The sequence below is a fragment of the Pseudomonas sp. GD04019 genome, from assembly GCF_029837695.1.
Taxonomy (GTDB): Bacteria; Pseudomonadota; Gammaproteobacteria; order Pseudomonadales; family Pseudomonadaceae; genus Aquipseudomonas.
Genome location: NZ_JAOEEA010000006.1, coordinates 224,708 through 241,960, shown reverse-complemented (window position 1 = coordinate 241,960; position 17,253 = coordinate 224,708). Strand labels below are relative to the sequence as shown.

The 17,253-nt window shown below is 63.5% G+C and carries 14 protein-coding genes; 4 read left to right on the top strand and 10 right to left on the bottom strand.

What is annotated here, in order from left to right:
- Positions 1-433 precede the first annotated feature (433 nt).
- The 4 genes from dnaA to gyrB are packed head-to-tail and all read left to right on the top strand — an operon-like array spanning position 434 to position 6,545.
- Positions 434-1,879: a chromosomal replication initiator protein DnaA gene (dnaA, locus tag N7607_RS11915; protein ID WP_279865796.1), complete on the top strand. Its 1,446-nt coding sequence runs from the start codon at positions 434-436 to the stop codon at positions 1,877-1,879.
- Between the two features lie 31 nt (positions 1,880-1,910).
- Complete coding sequence (gene dnaN, locus N7607_RS11910; RefSeq protein ID WP_279865797.1) at positions 1,911-3,014, top strand: DNA polymerase III subunit beta; 1,104 nt, start codon at positions 1,911-1,913, stop codon at positions 3,012-3,014.
- Positions 3,015-3,024: 10 nt separating this feature from the next.
- Complete coding sequence (gene recF / locus N7607_RS11905; protein ID WP_279865798.1) at positions 3,025-4,125, top strand: DNA replication/repair protein RecF; 1,101 nt, start codon at positions 3,025-3,027, stop codon at positions 4,123-4,125.
- On the top strand, positions 4,122-6,545 hold the full coding sequence (gene gyrB / locus N7607_RS11900) for a DNA topoisomerase (ATP-hydrolyzing) subunit B (RefSeq protein ID WP_279865799.1): 2,424 nt from the start codon (positions 4,122-4,124) through the stop codon (positions 6,543-6,545). The genes recF and gyrB overlap by 4 nt, the downstream gene beginning before the upstream one ends.
- A gap of 349 nt (positions 6,546-6,894) precedes the next feature.
- On the opposite strand, the gene N7607_RS11895 is transcribed toward gyrB, so the two are convergent.
- The 10 genes from N7607_RS11895 to glyQ form a co-directional block, all read right to left on the bottom strand.
- Positions 6,895-7,827 carry a phosphatidate cytidylyltransferase gene (locus N7607_RS11895; RefSeq protein WP_279865800.1) on the bottom strand — a complete coding sequence of 311 codons (933 nt, stop codon included), beginning with the start codon at positions 7,825-7,827 and terminating at the stop codon, positions 6,895-6,897.
- Between the two features lies 1 nt (position 7,828).
- Complete coding sequence (locus N7607_RS11890) at positions 7,829-8,452, bottom strand: lysophospholipid acyltransferase family protein (RefSeq protein WP_279865801.1); 624 nt, start codon at positions 8,450-8,452, stop codon at positions 7,829-7,831.
- Between the two features lie 13 nt (positions 8,453-8,465).
- A complete protein-coding gene (locus N7607_RS11885) occupies positions 8,466-8,921 on the bottom strand; it encodes a hypothetical protein (RefSeq protein ID WP_279865802.1) in 456 nt (151 codons plus the stop codon).
- Positions 8,911-10,254, bottom strand: coding sequence for a phosphatase PAP2/dual specificity phosphatase family protein (locus N7607_RS11880; protein ID WP_279865803.1), 1,344 nt, complete (start codon positions 10,252-10,254; stop codon positions 8,911-8,913). Before N7607_RS11880 ends, N7607_RS11885 begins: the two co-directional genes overlap by 11 nt.
- Positions 10,254-12,008 carry a bifunctional alpha/beta hydrolase/class I SAM-dependent methyltransferase gene (locus N7607_RS11875; protein WP_279865804.1) on the bottom strand — a complete coding sequence of 585 codons (1,755 nt, stop codon included), beginning with the start codon at positions 12,006-12,008 and terminating at the stop codon, positions 10,254-10,256. The genes N7607_RS11880 and N7607_RS11875 overlap by 1 nt, the downstream gene beginning before the upstream one ends.
- A gap of 10 nt (positions 12,009-12,018) precedes the next feature.
- Complete coding sequence (locus N7607_RS11870) at positions 12,019-12,642, bottom strand: CDP-alcohol phosphatidyltransferase family protein (RefSeq protein WP_279865805.1); 624 nt, start codon at positions 12,640-12,642, stop codon at positions 12,019-12,021.
- Positions 12,643-12,873: 231 nt separating this feature from the next.
- The gene (locus N7607_RS11865; protein WP_279865806.1) at positions 12,874-13,647 is read right to left on the bottom strand and encodes a lysophospholipid acyltransferase family protein; all 774 of its coding nucleotides are present in this window, start codon (positions 13,645-13,647) and stop codon (positions 12,874-12,876) included.
- A gap of 14 nt (positions 13,648-13,661) precedes the next feature.
- Positions 13,662-14,192, bottom strand: a complete 531-nt coding sequence (gene gmhB / locus N7607_RS11860) for a D-glycero-beta-D-manno-heptose 1,7-bisphosphate 7-phosphatase (RefSeq protein ID WP_279865807.1) — start codon at positions 14,190-14,192, stop codon at positions 13,662-13,664.
- Between the two features lie 46 nt (positions 14,193-14,238).
- Positions 14,239-16,293: a glycine--tRNA ligase subunit beta gene (gene glyS, locus N7607_RS11855; protein WP_279865809.1), complete on the bottom strand. Its 2,055-nt coding sequence runs from the start codon at positions 16,291-16,293 to the stop codon at positions 14,239-14,241.
- On the bottom strand, positions 16,293-17,240 hold the full coding sequence (gene glyQ, locus N7607_RS11850) for a glycine--tRNA ligase subunit alpha (protein WP_279865810.1): 948 nt from the start codon (positions 17,238-17,240) through the stop codon (positions 16,293-16,295). The genes glyS and glyQ overlap by 1 nt, the downstream gene beginning before the upstream one ends.
- Positions 17,241-17,253 lie beyond the last annotated feature (13 nt).

The following is a 17,253-nucleotide window of genomic DNA, read 5'->3' as shown; positions in this document are numbered from 1 at the left end:
AACCAGCTTGGAATGGATAAAGAAGGATAAAAGGAAAGAAATTCTTTAAAGAGCTTGTTTTGTTAAAACTTAATAGCGCCTGTTCCGCCTGTGGAGAAGTCGCTGCAGGTCGCGTCAAGATTGGTGTTCATCGAAGGATAAGGCTGTCGGCAAGCGGTGCGCTGGATGTTCGCAGCAGGTGCAAGGCCTGTGCAGGAATCGCCGATTTACCCACAGACGGTTTTTCCACGAGGTTACGCCCAAGCTTTTACCCAGTCTTTAGTTACCTTTATCCACAGCCTTTCAAAAATCATCTGGGAATAGTGGAAACATAAATAAATCCTTGATTTTCCTCGGTTGAAATCGCGCATTCGTGTGGATAACTCGTGACCCCGGGGCTACAATGCTCGCTGATTTTTAGCTTCGCCGACCGTAGCGATCCCAGGGGATATCAGTGTCCGTAGAACTTTGGCAGCAGTGTGTGGAGCTGCTTCGCGACGAGTTGCCCGCCCAACAATTCAATACCTGGATCCGCCCCTTGCAGGTGGAATCCGCGGGCGACGAGCTGCGCGTCTATGCGCCTAATCGCTTCGTGCTCGACTGGGTCAACGAGAAGTACATGGTGCGTCTGCTCGAGCTGCTGGCCGAGCGCGCAAATGGTCTGGCACCCGCGCTGTCCCTGCTGATTGGCAGCAAGCGCAGTGCCGCTCCGCGTATGGCCGCGCCGACACCTCCTATTAGTAGTGCGCCGGTAGCTGCCGCTCCTATGGCGGAGCCGCACGATCCCCAGAGCAATGATCCGCTGAGCAGTGCTCCTCCGGTTCCAGCGGCAAGCCGTCCGGCCGAGCGGACCGTGCAGGTGGAGGGGGCGCTGAAGCACACCAGCTACCTGAATCGCACCTTCACTTTCGAGAACTTCGTCGAGGGTAAGTCCAACCAGATGGCGCGTGCCGCGGCCTGGCAGGTGGCGGACAATCTCAAGCACGGCTACAACCCGCTCTTCCTTTATGGTGGCGTCGGTCTGGGCAAGACCCACCTGATGCACGCGGTGGGCAACCACCTGCTGAAGAAGAACCCCAACGCCAAGGTCGTGTACCTGCATTCCGAGCGCTTCGTGGCCGACATGGTCAAGGCGCTGCAGCTCAACGCGATCAACGAGTTCAAGCGCTTCTACCGTTCGGTCGACGCCTTGCTGATCGACGACATCCAGTTCTTCGCCAAGAAAGAGCGCTCCCAGGAGGAGTTCTTCCACACCTTCAACGCGTTGCTCGAGGGTGGCCAGCAGGTGATTCTCACCAGCGACCGCTATCCGAAGGAAATCGAAGGCCTGGAAGAGCGCCTGAAGTCGCGTTTCGGCTGGGGCCTGACAGTGGCCGTCGAGCCACCGGAGCTGGAGACCCGCGTGGCCATCCTGATGAAGAAGGCCGAGCAGACCAAGGTTGATTTGCCGCATGACGCCGCCTTCTTCATTGCCCAGCGCATCCGCTCCAACGTGCGCGAACTAGAAGGCGCGCTGAAACGGGTGATCGCCCACTCGCACTTCACCAACCAGCCGATCAGCATCGAGCTGATCCGCGAGTCGCTGAAGGATCTGCTGGCCCTGCAGGACAAGCTGGTGAGCGTGGACAATATCCAGCGCACCGTGGCCGAGTACTACAAGATCAAGATTGCCGATCTGCTCTCCAAGCGACGCTCCCGTTCGGTGGCGCGACCACGCCAGGTGGCCATGGCTTTGTCGAAAGAATTGACCAACCACAGCCTGCCGGAAATCGGCGATGCTTTTGGCGGAAGAGACCACACCACAGTACTGCACGCCTGTCGTAAGATTGCAGAATTGCGCGAAGCCGACGCGGACATCCGCGAGGACTACAAGAACCTGCTGCGCACCCTGACCACCTGAATACGCAGCCCACAAGGCAAGGGACGAGACCATGCATTTCACCATTCAACGCGAAGCCCTGTTGAAACCCCTGCAACTGGTCGCCGGCGTCGTCGAACGCCGCCAGACCCTGCCGGTTCTGTCGAACGTGTTGCTGGTAGTGGAAGGCCAGCAGCTGTCGCTGACCGGCACCGACCTGGAAGTCGAACTGGTTGGTCGCGTCACTCTCGAACACAGCGCCGAGCCGGGTGAGATCACCGTCCCCGCGCGCAAGTTGATGGACATCTGCAAGAGTCTGCCTAGCGACGTGCTGATCGATATCCGCGTCGACGAGCAGAAGCTGGTGGTCAAAGCCGGGCGCAGCCGCTTCACCCTGTCGACCCTGCCGGCCAACGATTTCCCCACCGTCGAGGAAGGCCCGGGTTCGCTGACCTTCAGCCTGGTGCAGAGCAAGCTGCGCCGTCTGATCGAACGTACCAGCTTCGCCATGGCCCAGCAGGACGTGCGCTACTACCTCAATGGCATGCTGATCGAAGTGCAGACCGGCGTGCTGCGCGCCGTCGCCACCGACGGTCACCGTCTGGCCATGTGCGCCATGGAAGCGGCCATCGAGCATACCGAGAAGCACCAGGTCATCGTGCCGCGTAAAGGCATTCTGGAGCTGGCTCGTCTGCTCACCGAGCAGGACGGCGAGGTGGCCATCGTGCTGGGCGCCAACCATATTCGTGCCACCACCGGCGAGTTCACCTTCACCTCCAAGCTGGTGGATGGCAAATTCCCGGACTACGAGCGTGTGCTGCCCCGCGGTGGTGACAAGCTGGTGATTGGCGATCGGCAGGCCCTACGCGAAGCCTTCAGCCGTACCGCGATCCTGTCCAACGAGAAGTACCGTGGCATTCGCCTGCAGCTGGCCAGCGGCCTGCTGAAAATCCAGGCCAACAACCCGGAGCAGGAAGAGGCCGAAGAGGAAGTGGTAGTCGACTACAACGGTGGCTCCCTGGAGATCGGGTTCAACGTCAGCTACCTGCTCGACGTGCTGGGTGTTATGACCACCGAGCAGGTACGCCTGATTCTCTCCGATGCCAACAGCAGTGCCCTGGTGCAGGAAGCCGGTAATGACGACTCCTCTTACGTCGTTATGCCGATGCGTCTGTAATCGCCACTGAATGTCCCTCTCCCGCGTCACCGTCACCGCGGTGCGAAATTTGCACCCGGTGACGATCTCCCCCTCTCCCCGTATCAACATCCTTCATGGCGCCAACGGCAGCGGTAAGACCAGCCTGCTGGAAGCCATTCACCTGCTTGGCCTCGCCCGTTCCTTCCGCAGCAACAAGCTGCTGCCGATGATTCAGTACGAGCAGTCGGCCTGTACTGTATTTGGTCAGGTGCAGCAGCCGGAAGGCATGCACAGCAATCTGGGCATTTCTCGTGATCGCCAGGGTGAGCTGCAGATTCGTATCGACGGACAAAGTGCGCGCAGCACCGCGCAACTGGCCGAACTGTTGCCCCTGCAGGTGATCAATCCGGATAGCTTCCGGCTCCTGGAAGGTGCTCCCAAGGTTCGACGGCAGTTCCTCGATTGGGGAGTGTTCCACGTGGAACAACGCTTCCTGCCGGCCTGGCAACGCTTGCAGAAGGCCCTGCGGCAGCGGAACTCGTGGCTGCGGCATGGTACACTCGACGCCGCGTCGCAAGCGGCCTGGGACCGTGAGCTGTGCCTGGCCAGCGACGAGTTGGATGGCTATCGAAGGGCCTATATCCAGGCCCTGAAACCGGTATTCGAACGGGTGCTTAGCGAGCTGGTGGAGCTGGAAGGGTTATCCCTCAGCTACTACCGCGGATGGGATAAGGACAAGCCGTTGGCCGATGTGCTGGCTTCTACCCTGCCCCGCGATCAGCAGCTGGGTCACACCCAAGCCGGTCCGCAACGTGCTGATCTGCGCCTGCGTTTGGGGACTCACAATGCCGCGGAGATTCTGTCCCGCGGTCAACAGAAGCTGGTGGTCTGTGCCTTGCGCATCGCCCAAGGGCATCTGCTGAACCAGGCCAAACATGGCCAATGCATTTATCTGGTGGACGACTTGCCGTCGGAGCTGGATGAGCGACATCGACAGGCCTTGTGCCGCCTGCTGGACGATTTGCAGTGCCAGGTGTTCATCACCTGTGTTGACCAAGAATTTTTGAAGGATGGCTGGCGCACGGATACGCCAGTCGCCATGTTCCACGTGGAACATGGAGTGATCACCGCATCGGGAGTGAACGCATGAGCGACGAGAACAACACGTACGACTCCTCGAGTATCAAGGTACTCAAAGGTCTGGATGCCGTACGCAAGCGCCCGGGCATGTACATCGGCGACACCGATGACGGCACCGGCCTGCACCACATGGTGTTCGAGGTGGTGGACAACTCCATCGACGAAGCGCTGGCCGGTCATTGCTCCGAGATCAGCATCACTATTCACCCCGACGAATCCATCAGCGTCCGCGATAACGGCCGCGGCATTCCGGTCGACACCCATAAAGAAGAAGGCGTGTCCGCGGCCGAGGTCATTATGACCGTGCTGCACGCCGGCGGTAAGTTCGACGACAATAGCTACAAGGTCTCCGGCGGCCTGCACGGCGTGGGTGTTTCAGTAGTGAACGCCCTGTCCAAGGAGCTGGTTCTGACCATCCGCCGCAGCGGCAAGATCTGGGAACAGACCTATGTGCACGGCGTGCCGCAGGCACCTCTGGCCCCGGTTGGCGACAGCGAAGGCACCGGTACCCAGATCCACTTCAAACCGTCGGACGAGACCTTCAAGAACATCCATTTCAGCTGGGACATCCTGGCCAAGCGCCTGCGCGAACTGTCCTTCCTCAACTCCGGTGTCGGTATCGTTCTCAAGGACGAGCGCAGCGGCAAGGAAGAACTGTTCAAGTACGAGGGCGGACTCAAGGCGTTCGTCGAGTATCTGAACACCAACAAGACCATCGTCAACCAGGTGTTCCACTTCAATATCCAGCGCGAGGAAGACGGCGTCGGCGTTGAAGTGGCGCTGCAGTGGAACGACAGCTTCAACGAGAACATCCTCTGCTTCACCAACAACATTCCGCAGCGTGACGGTGGTACCCACCTGGCCGGCTTCCGCTCCGCCCTCACCCGTCACCTGAACAACTACATCGAGCAGGAAGGCCTGGCGAAGAAGTTCAAGATCGCCACCACTGGTGATGACGCCCGTGAGGGCCTGACCGCGATCATCTCGGTCAAGGTGCCGGACCCGAAGTTCAGCTCGCAGACCAAGGACAAGCTGGTCTCCTCCGAGGTGAAGACCGCGGTCGAGCAGGAAATGGGCAAGTACTTCGGCGACTTCCTGCTGGAAAATCCCAACGAAGCGAAGGCCGTGGTTGGCAAGATGATCGACGCCGCCCGCGCCCGTGAGGCCGCGCGCAAGGCCCGCGAGATGACCCGCCGCAAGGGCGCGCTGGATATCGCCGGCCTGCCCGGCAAGCTGGCGGACTGCCAGGAAAAAGACCCGGCGCTGTCCGAACTCTACATAGTGGAGGGTGACTCCGCGGGCGGTTCTGCCAAGCAGGGCCGCAACCGCAAGACCCAGGCGATCCTGCCGCTCAAGGGCAAGATCCTTAACGTCGAGAAGGCGCGCTTCGACAAGATGCTTTCCTCCCAGGAGGTCGGGACGCTAATTACCGCCCTCGGCTGTGGTATCGGCCGCGAGGAGTACAACATCGACAAGCTGCGTTACCACAACATCATCATCATGACCGATGCCGACGTTGACGGTTCGCACATCCGCACCCTGCTGCTGACCTTCTTCTTCCGTCAGCTGCCGGAGCTGGTCGAGCGTGGCTACATTTATATCGCCCAGCCGCCGCTGTACAAGGTGAAGAAGGGCAAGCAGGAGCAGTACATCAAGGACGACGAGGCCATGGATGAATACATGACCCAGTCGGCCCTGGAAGATGCCAGCCTGCACGTCAACGAGAACGCGCCGGGGCTGTTCGGTGCTGCGCTGGAAAGCCTGGTCAACGAGTATCGTGCGGTGATCAAGACCCTCGGCCGTCTGTCCCGCGTCTACCCGCAGGACATCACCGAACACATGGTCTACCTGCCGCGTGTATCGGTGGAGCAGCTGGCCGACCAGGCCGCCATGCAGGGCTGGCTGGAGGCCTTCCAGGCGCGCCTGAAGGGCGCCGAGAAGTCCGGCCAGACCTACACTGCCAGCCTGCGTGAAGACCGCGAGCGTCACCTGTGGCTGCCCGAGGTGGAAGTACTGGCCCACGGTCTTTCCAGCTACATCACCTTCAACCGCGACTTCTTCGCCAGCAACGACTACAAGTCGGTTACCGCTCTGGGCGACCAGCTCAACAGCCTGCTGGAAGATGGGGCCTACGTGCAGCGCGGCGAGCGCAAGAAGGCGGTCTCCACCTTCAAGGATGCGTTCGAGTGGCTGAAGGTCGAGAGCACCAAACGTCACAGCATCCAACGCTATAAGGGTCTCGGTGAGATGAACCCGGAGCAGCTGTGGGAAACCACCATGGACCCGACCGTGCGCCGTATGCTCAAGGTGACCATCGAGGACGCCATCGCCGCTGACCAGATCTTCAATACCCTGATGGGTGATGCCGTGGAGCCGCGTCGCGACTTCATCGAGAGCAACGCTCTGGCGGTGTCGAACCTAGACTTCTGATAGCGAAGTCGCTGCAAATCAAAACCCCGGCCTGAGTGCCGGGGTTTTGTTTAGATTCCTGCTGCGAGCCGAATAGCCAATGGCTTACACGATGAGGTGGAAGGCAGCTCTGTTGTCATTCGGCTCGCCTGACTAATCTACATACACCTGCCGGGAACTGGATGTCCCGGGTCAAGGAAGACAGACCGCGCCAGGATGGCAAACGACAGGATGTCGGAAGGTCATAAAGAACCCGCCTCGGCGGGTTTTTTGTTGCTTGCCATTCATGGCGGCAACCCTGCGGGCCGTCGCCGTAGGCGACATCAAAAATGGCTCCAGGCCATTTCTTGTTGCCTGCGCAAAGGTGGGCTCAGGCCCACCAGTAACGCACGAAGTGGAAGAAGATCGGCGCGGCGAAGCACACCGAGTCCATACGGTCGAGCATGCCGCCGTGGCCCTCGATCATATGGCCCCAGTCCTTCACCCCACGGTCGCGTTTGATCGCCGACATCACCAGGCCCCCGGCGAAGCCCAGCAGGTTGACGGTCAGGGCCATCAGCGCGGCCTGCCAGAAGCTGAACGGGGTGATCCAGAACAGCGATGCGCCGACCAGGCTGGCCAGGGCCACGCCACCAACGAAACCTTCTACGGTCTTCGACGGCGACAGCTTGGGCGCGATCTTGCGCTTGCCGGCCAGCTTGCCGCAGACGTACTGCAGCACATCCGACAGCTGCACGACGATGATCAGCCAGGCGATCAACAGCAGGTTGCGCCCTTCGTAGCCGGGAATATCCAAGGTCAGCAGCGCCGGTACGGCGGACACGCAGTACACCGCGATCATCATCCCCCACTGCACTTCCGAGGCGCGCTCGAGGAAGCGCGTGGTATCGCCGGCCAGCGAGGCGAGGATCGGCAGCAGCAGGAACAGGTAGACCGGGATGAAGATGGCGAACAGGCCGTACCAGTCCAGGGCGATCAGCAGGTACTGCATCGGCAACGCGAAGTAGAAGGCCGCTACCAGCGCCGGGTAGTCGCTGCGCCGGGTCGGCGTCAGGGTGAGGAACTCGCGCAGGGCATAGAAGGACACGAAGTAGAACAGCAGGATCACGCCGTTGTTGCCGAACAGGAAGGCGATGCCGATCACCAGCACCATGGCCCACCAGGCATCGATACGTGCATTGAGATTGTCGATCACCGCGTTGGGCCCATCGCCGGCACGGTGGCGCAGGTAGCGGGCGATCAGGGTAGCCAGCAGCAGGACGGCGCCGATGCCGGCGAACAGCAGGATGGTATTGCGATCCATGTCAGACGATCTCCGGAGCCAGGGCCAGCAGGGCGTTGCGTGCGCGTTCGAGGAAGGCGGTCTTGTCCTCCCCCTCCAGGCGTTCCAGTGGTGCGCCGAAGCTCAGAGTGCAGAGCAGCGGTAATGGCAGCGCCCTGCCTTTGGGCATCACTCGGTTGAGGTTGGCAATCCACACCGGGACCAACTCCACCTCGGGGCGTGCCTGGGCCAGGTGGAACAGGCCGCTCTTGAACGGCAGCAGCTGTTCGTCGGTGAGGTTGCGGGTGCCCTCGGGGAAGATGATCAGCGAGTCGCCCTGCTCCAGCGCATCGAGCATTGGCTGCAGCGGGTTAGCATTCGGATCGCTGCGGTCGCGGTCGACCAGCACGCCGTTGAACACATCGCGGATCAGGAAGCGGCGCAGGTCGCCATTCATCCAGTAGTCGGAGCCGGCCACCGGACGGGTACGCCGACGCAGCTCCGGCGGCAACGAGGCCCAGAGCAGCACGAAGTCGCCGTGGCTGCTGTGGTTGGCGTAGTACAGCCGCTGCACCGGTTGGGCGGTGCAGCCCAGCCAGAGGGCGCGTGCACCGGTCAGCAGACGAGCTGCCGAGGTGATGGCGAAGGCGGTGATCGAAGCGAGCATGGATATGACTCCTTTATCCAGCCAGGGAAAGCCAGGGCATGGCGAGAATGGTGGCCAGGGCGAGCAGTAGTTGCGCGATCAGCCAGGCGGCCTGTAGGCGCAGCAGGCGTAGAGCGCCGCGGCAGCGGTCGTCCCAGCCACGTGAAACAGCGGTACTCTTCTGCAGGCCGAGCTGCAGCAGCGCCTGGTCCAGTTCGCCGGTACATTCCTGCAGGAGTGGAACGTAACCGGCCAAGTGGGTGAATAGATCGGCGTCCAGCGCCACGCGCAGCGCCCAGTACTTCTGGGCCAGACCGAACATCACCAGCAGGCTGCAGATGATGGTGGCGGCAGGGCTGTAGGCGATGCCCAATAGCGGCGCCAGGCCATAGGCCAGTGCGAGCAGGGTGATGGCGCCGGACAGCAGATCCAGTCCGCGACCACGGCGCAGCAGGCTGGAGACCAGCGCGAGTTGCATCTCAGACGCCATGCGCCACCTCCAGACTAGCGGCCGGTTGTAGCAGGCCCTGCAGTGCCAGGCGCTGAGGCTCGCCGAGTACGATCTGCGGACGAGCGGCGAGGATCAGCTCGATGGCTTGCTCGACGCTGCTAGCACGCCCGCTCTGCAGCAGCCAGGCGGCCACCAGCGTGGCGCTGCGTGAATAACCCAGGGCGCAGCAGACCAATAGCTGGCCCTGCCGGTGCAACTGCTCGATCAGCTCGGCGCCCTGGCGACAGGCTTCGGTGTCGGGGGCCACCAGATCCAGCAGCGGCAGGTTACGGTAGATCTTGCCGGGCAGGCGGATCGGCAGTTCGGCACTGAGGTCCAGCACGGAGGCGAAGGGCGCAGCTTCCTCTGAGGTCGGTACCCGGCCTAGCCAGATGCCCTCGACTACCTGATCCGGTTGTGGATGCTTGCGCGTCCACAGCCGCGAGTTGATCCAGGCACCGAGCAGATAGGGCGCCAATAGCCAGGTACTGGCGGAGCCGAGCGAGCCGTCGGCGCGCTTCTGGAACCCGGCCGCGCCGAACAACGCATAGTTCAGCGCGACCAGCAGCAGCGCGGTGCAGGGCCACAACAGCCACAACCAGGCACCGCCGAGATTGACCGCCAGGGCGGCGCAGATGGCGCTGCCCAATCCATAACGCAGGGCCAGACGCCAACGTTGTGGCTCGCGGGCCAGGCGCAGGCTCTGCAGCGGACTGCGGCCTTCTATCGGCCACAGCCATACGCACAGCCAGCCGGCCAGGGCGCCGGTGGGCACGTCGATGAAGTGGTGCTGCCAGGTGGTCAGCACCGATAGACCGATCAGCGCCTTCCAGCCATGCAGCAGGCCGCGCAGCAGCGGACCACGGGTATGTCGGGCGAACATCATCCAGATCACCACTAGCAGCGCGATATGCAGCGAAGGCGCCTGGTTGAACGGCTTGTCGAAGCCCATCAGCACATCGAACATCCAGCCGAAAAAGCCGCTCAGCTCCGGACGTTCGAAGGTGAAGCGCAGTGGCCAGAGCAGGAAGCAGGCGACGCAGATCAGCTGGGTGCTGAGCAGGCGCAGGGCATGCCGGTCCATTTCCCGGCGTGTGGCCGGGAGCAGGAAGGACAGGCCGTAGAGCAGGTCGATCGACCAGTAGGGCACGATGGTCCAGGCCCACAGCGGCGTCGCTCGTTCCCAGGCGAATACCAGGCTGCCGACATCGTCACGCTGGGCGGTGAGCCAGTTGGCGAAGCCGTAGCTGGCGAAGAACAGCGGGGCCAGCAGCAACAGCCAGAGCACCCCGCGTTTCCATAGCCCGCTTTCGTGGGTGGCGGGGGCGTCCATCAGGACACCCGCTGCGCCAGGGACACGCTAAAGATGCCCCACTCATCGATGCGCTGCTCCAGCTTGCGGAAGCCGGCGGCGGCGACCAGCTGATCCATTTCCGCCTGGCTGCGGCGGCGCATGACCCAGGGCTGGCCTTCGCGGTGGCTGGTCAGGGCGCGGGCAATCAGCTCCAGTTGCGGGTGCCAGGGCTGACCGGTGTAGATCAGGTAGCCGCCCTCCTCGACCGCCGCCGCCAGCCCGGCCAGCGAGTCGCCGACCATCTGGTTGCTGCCGAACAGTTCATAGAGGCCGGAGACCACGGCCAGCGTCGGCTTGGGATCGAGCACGGCCAGATCCATCTTGTCGAAGGCGTCGCCTTTGACGAAGCGGGCGATCTCGCCCAGGCCTTTCTGCTCGATCAATGCGCTACCGTCGCGCACGTTGATATCGCTGTAATCGCGCAGCAGGATCGAGTCCGGCTTGTGCTCCATGCCCTCCAGCGATTCGAGAATGTAGCGACCGTGGCCGGCGGCGATATCGACGATGCGCACGTCTTTGCCCGCCTCGCGCAGCTTGCCCATGGCCAGGCGCAGCAGTTCCTCGGCGTGCGCCTTGCGCTGGCGGATGCCGCGCCAGCCGATGGAGTTCAGGTAGTTCTGGTCGATCAACCGGCCTAGCGCTGACTTGCCCGCAGGCTGGTTGCGGTAGACATAGTCCAGGGTGCTGCCGGAATCGAAGCCGGTGTCGAAACCCAGCTTCACCCCGTCGGACAGGCCGCTGCCGAGCTTCAGGCCGGCGCGGGTGGCGCGCCAGTACAGGTCGCCCAGGGAGTTTTTCGGCAGCGGTGCGGCCAGTTCCTCGGCTTCGGCGCAGGTAGCGCCGAGGCGATCGGCATCCAGCAGCGAGGGACGACATAGTGGCTCCTCGAAACTGCGCAGAATAAAGCGCCGCGCGCGGCTCAGGGCATGGGCGCGGTCGCGCTCGCCGAGGGTGTCGTGGAAGAAGCCGGGAAGGATGTGCTTCTCCTTGCGCAGGCTGCCCAGACGCTCGAAGAACTGCTCCTGGGGTTTACGGTGCACCACGAAGTCGGCGCCGGAGATCAGCAGCTGGGTCGGAATCTGGATCGCTTGGGCATCGGCTACAACGCGGTCGGCGGCATCGTAGAGACCCAGCAGCATGTTTACCGAAATCGGCCGGGTGATCAGTGTGTCGTTCTCGAACGAGGCGATGCGCTCGGGATCGTGGCTGAGGAAGCGTGCCTTGACGTAGCTGTTGACGAAGAAATTGCCGCGCCAGGCGCGCAGCAGCTTGAGGCCGGGGCGGGCGAAGGGCACGTAGAGCTTGACCTTGAAGGCCGGCGAGGCGAGCACCAGGCAGCGGATCTGCGGCGCGTAGTCGTGGGCCCAGGTCGACACCACCACGGCGCCGACGCTCTGTGCCAGCACAGCCATGTCCTGCTGGGCGATGGAGTGGGTGGCGGCGATGTGCTCGATAAAGGTCTGCACGTCGCGCACGCTGGTGGCGAAGCTCGGGCTGTCACCACGGGCTCCAGGCGACAAGCCATGGCCGCGGGCATCCCAGGCGAAGAAGTCGTAGTCGGGCAGATCCAGTTCGCCCGGCAGGTGGGCCATGCGACCGCCATGCTCGTGGCCGCGGTGGAACATCACCACCGCCTTGCGCGGGGCGGCCGCAGGCGTAGTGGCCGGCCAGTGGCGATAGAGCAGCTCTACGCCGTCATGAGTAGTGAAGATATGGTTCTGGGCTTCAAGCATCGAAATGTCCCTATTCCGATTGAGAGGGTTGCGCCACCTCGGCCAGGCCTTGGCGCACACGGTTGACCAGGGTCACCAGCAGCAACAGCAGAAGCACTGCCAGCAGCCCGTTTATCCAAGACGCCGGCAACAGGCCGGACGCCACACCGGCGCCGAGCACACCGAAGCAGAAGGCGCGATCGCTCTTGCCCATGGGGCCGTCGTAGCGGCGCGAGGCACCGACCATCGGGCCGAGCACGCCGGCGTATTCACTGATCACTGCCAGCACCACCACCAGCACCACCAGGGTCGGTGAGACCCCGACCAGCAGAGCGAAAGGCAGGTACAGGGCGCTGTCGGCGACCACATCGCTCAGTTCGTTGAGGTAGGCGCCGAGCTTGGATTGCTGGCCGAATTCGCGGGCCAGCATGCCGTCCACGGCGTTGAGCGCCATGCGCAGCAGCATCCACAGCGGGATCAGGGCGAACAGCCAGGTGTAATGCGGTAGCCAGGCCAGCAGCGCGCCGAGCAGCACCGAGACCAGCGCTGCGGTCAGGGTCACCTGGTTGGCGGTGACGCCGCGGGCATGCAGGCGGGTGACGCCTGGGCGCAGCAGATTCTGGAAGCGTGGCTTGAGCTGGTAGATGGATGGCATGGAGCGAAATTCCCTTTCACGACTGCAGGTGACCTAGCTTAACCGCTTTGGCTCAGGCCCGTTCCGGCAAGACTGTGCGGCATTCCCGAATTCCCCAAGACAGGTGGGCCGAAAAACTTATGCCCCGCCGAGGAATTGCTCCATCGATAATAATATCCATGCAGATCAGTTGGTTAGACGCTGTAATGGCACTGCGCCGGTATTTCTTGCACAGCTTATCCACAGATGGCCTCAGGCCACGCTGGAGGCCTGCTCCGGACTCACCTGCGGTGCCACGCCGCTGATCTCCTGCTGGGTCTGGGCCACCCAGGCAAAGGCGCGCTCGTTGATCTCGGCAATGGCACGCGGACCTTCCCCTTCGGCGTGCATAAGCGGGCCGATCACCACCTGGATGGTGCCGGGAAACTTGGCCCAGCCCTGCTTGGGCCAGAACTCGCCGGCGTTGTGCGCGATCGGCAGTACCGGCAGGCCGGCATTCACCGCCAGGGCGGCGCCGCCGCGGGAGAACTTGCCGATCTGGCCCGGCGGGATTCGCGTGCCCTCCGGGAAGATCAGCACCCAGGCGCCCTGCTCGATGCGCTCGGCGCCCTGCTTGGCCAGTTGCTTGAGCGCCGCCTTGGGGTTGCTGCGGTCGATGGCGATGGGTTTGAGCATGGCCATCGCCCAGCCGAAGAACGGCACGTACAGCAGCTCGCGCTTGACCACCTGCGACAGCGGCTCGAAGAGCGCCGAGAGGAAGAAGGTTTCCCAGGTGCTCTGGTGCTTGGCCAGGATCACGCAGGGCTGCTGCGGGATGTTTTCCAGACCCTGGACTTCATAGCGGATGCCGACCACCACCTTGGCCAGCCAGGTAGCGCAGCGGCACCAGGTCTGGATGACGAAGCGGTAACGCGCCCGGAACGGTAGGAAAGGTGCGACGAACACACAGAGGATGCACCAGAAGAAGGAGCTGGAGGACAGCAGCAGGTAGAAGAAGAAGGTTCTGATGGCCTGCACTGTCGTCATGGGGCTCGCGTTCTCTAGAGAAGAAGCTGATCGGCAACCGCCGCCAGATCATCGAATATCAGGGTTCCCGCTGGCAATGGCTTGGCCAGGGTACGTTCGCCCTTGCCGGTTTTTACCAGTACGGGCTGGCAATGGACGGCCAGGGCGGCGTCGAGGTCACCAGCGCTGTCGCCGACGAACCAGGTGCCTGCCAGTTCTGTGCCGTAGTGCGCGGCGATCTGCTCGAGCATGCCCGGCTTCGGCTTGCGGCAGCTGCAGCCGTCATCCGGGCCATGCGGGCAGTGCACGATCAGGCCGACTTCGCCGCCCTGCTCCGCTACCAGCTGGCGCAGGCGCGCGTGCATCGACTCGAGGGTGGCGTCGTCGTAGTAGCCGCGCGCCAGGCCCGATTGGTTGGTGGCCACGGCCACGGTCCAGCCGGCCTTGCTCAGGCGTGCGATGGCGTCGATGGCGCCCGGAATCGGGATCCATTCGGCGAGGGATTTGATATAGGCGTCGGAGTCTTCATTGATGACGCCGTCGCGGTCGAGAATCAGCAGTTTCATGCAGTTACCCGAGCGACCGGGCGGCGCGGGCCGCCCGGTGCACTCGTCAGCCCAGCAGGGAGATATCGGCGACGCCGAGGAACAGGCTGCGCAGCTGGTTCAGCAGCGCGTAGCGATTGGCGCGTACGGCGGCATCATCGGCATTGACCATAACCGCGTCGAAGTACGCATCCACCGGCTCGCGCAGGCTGGCCAGCTGGGCCAGGGCCTCGCGATAGCTGCGTGTGGCGGCCAGCGGAGCCACGGCTTGCGCCGCAGCGGTCACGGCCTGGGCCAGGGCCTGTTCGGCACCGGCTTCGAGCAGCGCGGCGTTGATACCGGCTGGCAGCTCGCCTTCGGCCTTGGCCAGGATGTTCGACACGCGCTTGTTGGCAGCGGCCAAGGCGGCGGCCTGTGGCAGCTGACGGAAGGCCTGCACGGCCTGGACGCGCTGGTCGAAGTCCAGCGGCGCTGCCGGGCTGAGGGCGCGTACCGCCTGGTACACGGCCACTTCCACGCCTTCGTCTTCGTAGCGTGCACGCAGGCGGTCGAAGATGAAGTCCAGCACCTGCTGGGCCAGGCCTGCTGCCTTGACCTTGTCGCCATACAGGTCGATGGCGAAGGCCACGGCCTCGACCAGGTTCAGGTCCAGCTGCTTCTCGATCAGGATGCGCAGCACGCCGAGGGCCGCACGACGCAAGGCGTAGGGGTCCTTGGAGCCGGTCGGCAGCATGCCGATGCCGAAGATGCCGACCAGGGTATCGAGCTTGTCGGCCACGGCCACGGCGGCGCCGGTGAGGGTCTGCGGCAGCTCGGCGCCGGCGCCACGCGGCATGTACTGCTCGTTCAGCGCCTGGGCCACGTCATCGGCTTCGCCGTCGTGCTTGGCGTAGTAGTAGCCGGCGATGCCCTGCATCTCCGGGAACTCGCCGACCATCTCGGTGGCCAGGTCGCACTTGGACAGGATGCCGGCGCGGGCCGCGCGGCTGGCGTCACCGCCGATCTTCTCGGCGATGAATGCGGCCAGCTTGGAGACGCGCTCGGCCTTGTCGAACACGCTGCCGAGCTGGGCCTGGAACACCACGTTGGCCAGGCGCTCGTTGCGTTTTTCCAGCGGCTGGCGCTTGTCCTGCTTGAAGAAGAACTCGGCGTCGGTAAGGCGCGGACGCACCACCTTCTCGTTGCCGGCGACGATCTGCGCCGGGTCCTTCGATTCGATGTTGGCCACGGTGATAAAGCGCGGCAGCAGCTTGCCGTTGCCATCAAGCAGGCAGAAGTACTTCTGGTTGTCCTGCATGGTGGTGATCAGGGCTTCCTGCGGCACCTCAAGGAAGCGTTCCTCGAAGGAGCAGACCAGCGGCACCGGCCATTCGACCAGGGCGCTGACTTCGTCCAGCAGGGCCGGCGGCACGATGGCGCTGCCGTTCTCGGCACGGGCCAGTTCCTCGACGCGGGCGGCGATCTGCTGGCGGCGCTCGGCGAAGTCGGCGATCACCTGGGCGGCGCGCAGATCTTCGGCGTAGCTGGCCGGGCTGTCGATGGTCACGTCACGGTTGGCGTGGAAGCGGTGGCCACGGGAGATGCGGCCGGACTTCTGGGCGAGGATCTCGCAGTCGACGACCTGGTCGCCGAACAGCATCACCAGCCACTGGGTCGGACGCACGAACTCGGTCTTGCGCGCGCCCCAGCGCATGCGCTTGGGAATCGGCAGCTCGTTCAGCGAGGCTTCGACGATGCCGGCCAGCAGGCTGACGGCGGGTTGGCCGACAATCGACTGGCTGAATTTCAGTTTCGGTCCGCTGGTGTCGATCTGGCTCAGCTCGACGCCGCACTTCTTGGCGAAGCCCAGCGCGGCCTGGGTCGGGTTGCCGTCCTTGTCGAAGGCGGCCTGCACGGGCGGGCCGTCGAGGTTGACGGTGCGATCCGGCTGCTGCGCGGCGAGTTGCTCGACCAGCACAGCCAGGCGACGCGGGGCGGCATAGACACGCGCCTTGGCGTAGCCCAGGCCGGCGGCCTTGAGGCCTTTCTCGACACCGGCGAGGAAGGCGTCGCCGAGGCTCTTCAGGGCCTTCGGTGGCAGCTCTTCGGTGCCCAGCTCAACCAGAAAATCCTGAGCACTCATTATTCGGCCTCCTTCAGCTGAGCCAGCACTTCATCACGCAGTTCCGGGGTGGCCATCGGGAAGCCGAGCTTGGCGCGGGCCAGCAGGTAGCTCTGGGCGATGTTCCGCGCCAGGGTGCGCACGCGCAGGATGTATTGCTGGCGCGCGGTCACCGAGATGGCGCGGCGGGCGTCGAGCAGGTTGAAGCTGTGCGACGCCTTGATCACCATTTCATAGGCCGGCAGCGGCAGCTGCAGTTCCATCAGGCGGTTGGCCTCGGACTCGTAGAAGTCGAACAGGTCGAACAGCTTGTCGACGTTGGCGTGCTCGAAGTTGAAGGTGGACTGCTCCACTTCGTTCTGGTGGAACACGTCGCCGTAGGTGACCTTGCCGAACGGGCCGTCGGAGTAGACCAGGTCATACACCGAGTCGACGCCCTGCAGGTACATGGCCAGGCGCTCGAGGCCGTAGGTGATTTCGCCGGTGACCGGGTAGCACTCGACGCCGCCGACCTGCTGGAAGTAGGTGAACTGGGTGACTTCCATGCCGTTTAGCCAGACTTCCCAGCCCAGGCCCCAGGCGCCGAGGGTCGGCGATTCCCAGTTGTCTTCGACGAAGCGGATGTCGTGCACCAGGGTGTCGACGCCGATGCGGCGCAGCGATTCCAGGTACAGGTCCTGGATGTTCTCCGGGTTCGGCTTGAGCACCACCTGGAACTGGTAGTAGTGCTGTAGGCGGTTGGGGTTCTCGCCGTAGCGGCCGTCGGCCGGGCGGCGCGAGGGTTGCACGTAGGCGGCGTTCCAGGTCTCCGGACCGATGGCGCGCAGGAAGGTGGCGGTGTGGAAGGTACCGGCACCCATCTCCATGTCGTAGGGTTGCAGGATCACGCAGCCTTGCTCGGCCCAATAGCTTTGCAGGGCGAGGATCAGGCCTTGGAAGGTGCTCACGTCGGGCGTTGTCTGGCTCACGAATTCCACCGGT

Coding starts and splice junctions, on each gene's coding strand:
- glyS (WP_279865809.1), bottom strand. CDS start 16,293: ATGAGTGCTCAGGATTTTCTGGTTGAGCTGGGCACCGAAGAGCTGCCA.
- N7607_RS11890 (WP_279865801.1), bottom strand. CDS start 8,452: ATGCTCGCTTCGATCACCGCCTTCGCCATCACCTCGGCAGCTCGTCTG.
- N7607_RS11885 (WP_279865802.1), bottom strand. CDS start 8,921: ATGGCGTCTGAGATGCAACTCGCGCTGGTCTCCAGCCTGCTGCGCCGT.
- recF (WP_279865798.1), top strand. CDS start 3,025: ATGTCCCTCTCCCGCGTCACCGTCACCGCGGTGCGAAATTTGCACCCG.
- N7607_RS11895 (WP_279865800.1), bottom strand. CDS start 7,827: ATGGATCGCAATACCATCCTGCTGTTCGCCGGCATCGGCGCCGTCCTG.
- N7607_RS11870 (WP_279865805.1), bottom strand. CDS start 12,642: ATGCCATCCATCTACCAGCTCAAGCCACGCTTCCAGAATCTGCTGCGC.
- gmhB (WP_279865807.1), bottom strand. CDS start 14,192: ATGAAACTGCTGATTCTCGACCGCGACGGCGTCATCAATGAAGACTCC.
- gyrB (WP_279865799.1), top strand. CDS start 4,122: ATGAGCGACGAGAACAACACGTACGACTCCTCGAGTATCAAGGTACTC.
- N7607_RS11880 (WP_279865803.1), bottom strand. CDS start 10,254: ATGGACGCCCCCGCCACCCACGAAAGCGGGCTATGGAAACGCGGGGTG.
- N7607_RS11875 (WP_279865804.1), bottom strand. CDS start 12,008: ATGCTTGAAGCCCAGAACCATATCTTCACTACTCATGACGGCGTAGAG.
- dnaN (WP_279865797.1), top strand. CDS start 1,911: ATGCATTTCACCATTCAACGCGAAGCCCTGTTGAAACCCCTGCAACTG.
- N7607_RS11865 (WP_279865806.1), bottom strand. CDS start 13,647: ATGACGACAGTGCAGGCCATCAGAACCTTCTTCTTCTACCTGCTGCTG.